We start from the raw sequence: 3,824 nt of genomic DNA, 5'->3' as shown, positions 1-3,824 counted from the left end.
CCGGGTCGCCGGTGCTCGGGTCGAGTTTCGCGTTGACCTCGATGGTGAGGTAGAGCTTGTTGAGGGTCTGGTCGACGCCGCGGAGATCGATGATGCCTCCGTTGTTGTGTAGCTCGACTCGGTCGAGGTCGCTGCTGATCGCTGCTCCGCCGTCGGTTGCCGAGATGGTGGCCCACATCTGGTCGACCTTGGCCATCAGTTCGGCTGGCATGCGGACTTCGCCCCACTTGTTGCTGCCATCTGCGCAGGTGCAGGGGAGGATCTCGGTGCGAAGTTTGGCGTCGACGCAGGGGGTGAACCCGTCGGGGTTGAAGGAGTAGAAGATCGAGTCGTGCCCGAGCCCGATGATGCAGAACTCGGAGATCTGGGCGAAGCCGTAGGGACGGACACCCGAGCCAGCGCCGGTGTATGCAGCGTCGGTGGTGAGGGTCGCACCGTTGGGGCACGCCACGCCGCCGTCTTCCCAGCTCCAGCATCCGACACGGTTCGAGTTACCGCCAGCGAGGAAGGTTCGTTTGCCTTCCCAGCTGATTGCGTCGCCACCCCAGTTGCCCGAGAGGCTGCTGAATGCCGACGACATTCCCGAGATTGCTCCGAGATTGGTACCCGACAGCGAGACACAACCGCTGTTCCCCGAGACGACGTTGTACACGCAGATGCCGCTCTCGTTGCCAGCGGTGTCGTAGCGGAAGAAGGTCAGGTTGTCGTCGCCTCCGTTGCCGAGCGTGTTGTTGAACACCGGAGTGAAGCACGAGCTCCCGTTCGAGAGATCGACACACTGGAACATGACGCCGGTCTGTGTGTTCTGTGTGATGTAGAGCTTCGAGCCGAGCTGTTCACCGTTCGTCACGTAGTTCTGGCCGTCGTGCAGTCCTGCGAGACGGGAGTCACCGAACGCCGGGAGGTTCTGTGTGGCGGTGGAGCAGGGGGCCATCGCTGCGGTGACACAACCGAGTTGGCCGTCTTGGGTGATGATGTACAGGTCGCCGTCGTACTCCCACGGGCCGTTCACGTTGATCCAACCCGACCAGCCGCTCTGCGTCGAGTCGAAGAGGTCGACGAATGGGGTGCTGCAATAGCTGCGGGTGGCGGCGTCGAAACATGCGAGACCCGATCGGTCGGTTCCTCGATCACGAGCGGCGAAGTAGATCTTGCCGTTCGGGGCGATGTACTCGGTCGGACGGTTTGCAGTGTCGTAGTTCAAAGGGAAGTGCACGTTGCTCGAGCCGCTGCATTCGGACTTGGTCTCGACGTTCATGCAGATGATGTTGTAGTTCGAGCCGCTGTTCGAGTGATGGTTGACCGCCCAGATCTCTTCGATGCCGTCGGAACTCGGATCCTTGTCGAACAGGAGCGGGCCATACCCGTCGCCTTGGCCGGTTGCGGCGAAGCCGACGAACGGTGGGTTGATCTCGATCGAACGGGTGCATTCGGCACCACAGTTCGACAGGACAGCCGTTGACTTGCGGGTGATGGTGGGCGCGTCGCGTAGCAGGTTCGAGAAGTACTGGTCGCCGTCTGCGGTGAGCGAGACGCTCATGCCATCGGCCTCGCGGGTAATCGTGACGACGGTGCCGTCATCGGAGGTGATCGTGTAGATCGATTGGTCACCTGGAGAGTTGGGTGGCGGTGAGAGCTGCACTTCGGTGGGCGCCGTCGAGAAGCTGTGGCCGCTCGTCTCGAGGAGGCCGACGATCGTGCTGACCGCTGCCAGCATCGCCTCACGTTCGGCCTCGAGGCGTTGCGCGTCGCTCAGCTGGGTCCAGGTCTGGACGCCGGCTGTTTCGAAGTACGCCTTGTACTCGCGGTCGTAGGCCTGCATGCCGTTGAGCGACCCGACGTCAGCAGCACGCTGTTGGGCCTGGCCCTGGCGGTACCAGGCCCCCAGGTCGGTCGCGAAGGCTGCGATGAACAGCAGCAAGATCATGACGAGGGCAGACAGAATCAGAATCGCACCACGCTCGCGATCTGCGCTTCGGGACATCATGTTGCGGAGAGTTGAGCAACGGGTCACGCCGATCTATCGGCAGGACTCCCTACAGTCTGTAGTATTGGAGTGTGCTTTCATGCATCTGACCGACACGGGCAACGCTGGCTTGGCCGCTGCCGTGGTCGCGTTCATCGGGATCTCGATCCTGATAGCCGTGGGCGTTTCGCTCGAAACGATGAAACAGATTGACAGCCAGCTCATGATGCGTAACTACTAGGGTTTCCTTGGCAAGAAGAAGTGGCGCCTTCTTCGTGAGCTTCTGGGCGTAGACGATTGACTGACTGCATTCGTTGCAGTGGAGGATCGGCCCCATGACAGACAAGCCCAGCTTTCGAAGCCTTAGCAGCGGGATTCGATTGTCGTCGCGAATCCGAGTTGGAACGCTTGATCGACGACAGTCTGTAGGATTAGGGCTCCCCGGGCGGTTGAACCCACCTTCTATTGACTCACTCCCCAACGATATGGAGATCGAAGATGCCGCAAGCCAGTCCTAGTAACTCGAAGTCGCGTGCAGCCCGACGACGGTTGAGGCTTCTTTGGTTCGCTGCTCTCGGGCTTCTGGTGCTCGTCGCCGCCTGTTCGAGTGCGGGTCGTTCTGATGAGGGTGTAGTCGATGGTGTAGAACCGATTCGGCTACTTGACGCGACAGATTTCGCAGAGTACGTGCAAGAGAATCCCGAGGTTGACGTGATCAATGTGCACGTGCCGTATGAGGGGCACATTGACGGTACCGATGCCTTTGTCGATTTCGAACGGATACTCGAATATGGCGGCCTTCCTGAGAATCGTAGTGTCCCAGTGGCCTTGTATTGCCGGTCAGGTTCGATGTCGGGTACGGCGGCGCAGGACCTTGCTGAAGCAGGCTTCACCAACATTGTTGATCTCAACGGCGGGATGAACGCATGGACTTCGTCAGGAAGGGAACTCCTTCTTGACGAGCCGACATGAAGCCCGCGAGCCGTGAGAGAACACAAGGCTCATCGTGAAAGAACACTGCTCGATGTTGCTCGCTTCAGGACGCCAGCGCTGATAGCTGCTCGCTGAGGCCTTCGAGCCCAAGAGCGCCAACGTGAGTCGTCATATCGCCTGAGTCATCCATGAAGATGAACGATGGCTGGGTCGTGATCCCGTAGGAGCTCCACAGGGTTCCGTCATCATCGACTGCGTGTTTAAACGAACCCACGTCAAGCGTCGTGATGAAGTCGTTGATGGCCGCGAGTTCGTCGCGGCCAGCGACACCAATGAAATTCACGTCATCGCCGAAGATCTTGTGCGCCTCTGCGACCGCAGGGGCTTCTGCTCGACACGTCGGTCACCACGGTGCCCAGAACCACAAGACCGTGTCGGTTCCTTCCAGCGATCCGAAGTCGATTTGGCCGCCAGAGGCCGTTGCTGCGACAAGACTGCTGTCTTCTGCGGATTCGACCGACTGACTGTCTGAGCCGCAAGCTCCCGCCACAAGGGCAACAGCGAATGCGACGAGTGAGAGTCGGAGTCGCGAAGGCATGGAGGTCATCATACGTTGTGAAGGTTGAACTACTACGTCACGTCGTAGAGGGGTTGGTGTCGATGGTCGGTTAGGGGTGAGCTACTCGTCAGCGTGCTCAGCGTGAGAACCGTGATCGGCAACTTGAGCGTCGAACCAGGCGTGGATCGCGCCGATGACGTCAGCGTCTGTGGCTGTATAGGTCAGGGTTGCGCCGGCCCGGTGCGGGAGTAAGGCCACGTCGACCTCGTCGAAGCGCTCCTGAAGAACAGCCAGGCCTGGCATTGCTGATCCATGGATTGCCTCGGGGTCTGAGAAGTCGCCGGACTGAAATTTGGCCGCCTCGTC

The 3,824-nt window shown here is 60.1% G+C and carries 5 protein-coding genes; 2 read left to right on the top strand and 3 right to left on the bottom strand.

The window, feature by feature from the left end:
* Window positions 1-1,927: Tad domain-containing protein (locus HKN37_12330; protein NNE47432.1), on the bottom strand; the 1,927-nt coding region annotated here is incomplete at its 3' end.
* Between HKN37_12330 and HKN37_12325 the strand changes: the two genes are divergently transcribed.
* Both HKN37_12325 and HKN37_12320 read left to right on the top strand, forming a co-directional pair.
* Window positions 1,908-2,207, top strand: a complete 300-nt coding sequence (locus tag HKN37_12325; protein ID NNE47431.1) for a hypothetical protein — start codon at window positions 1,908-1,910, stop codon at window positions 2,205-2,207. The two genes, HKN37_12330 and HKN37_12325, sit on opposite strands and share 20 nt — an antisense overlap.
* A gap of 257 nt (window positions 2,208-2,464) precedes the next feature.
* Window positions 2,465-2,938, top strand: coding sequence for a rhodanese-like domain-containing protein (locus HKN37_12320; GenBank protein NNE47430.1), 474 nt, complete (start codon window positions 2,465-2,467; stop codon window positions 2,936-2,938).
* A 64-nt stretch (window positions 2,939-3,002) separates the two neighbouring features.
* Here HKN37_12320 and HKN37_12315 read toward each other — a convergent pair whose 3' ends face one another.
* Both HKN37_12315 and HKN37_12310 read right to left on the bottom strand, forming a co-directional pair.
* Entirely contained in the window at window positions 3,003-3,242 is a 240-nt protein-coding gene (locus tag HKN37_12315) for a hypothetical protein (GenBank protein NNE47429.1), read from the bottom strand.
* 336 nt (window positions 3,243-3,578) lie between these two features.
* Window positions 3,579-3,824, bottom strand: a 246-nt coding sequence (locus HKN37_12310) for an aspartate carbamoyltransferase (GenBank protein NNE47428.1), incomplete at its 5' end; no start/stop codon positions are given.

The sequence above is a fragment of the Rhodothermales bacterium genome, assembly GCA_013002345.1.
Classification (GTDB): Bacteria; Bacteroidota; Rhodothermia; order Rhodothermales; family JABDKH01; genus JABDKH01.
This window is presented reverse-complemented; position numbering and strand designations above follow the sequence as displayed.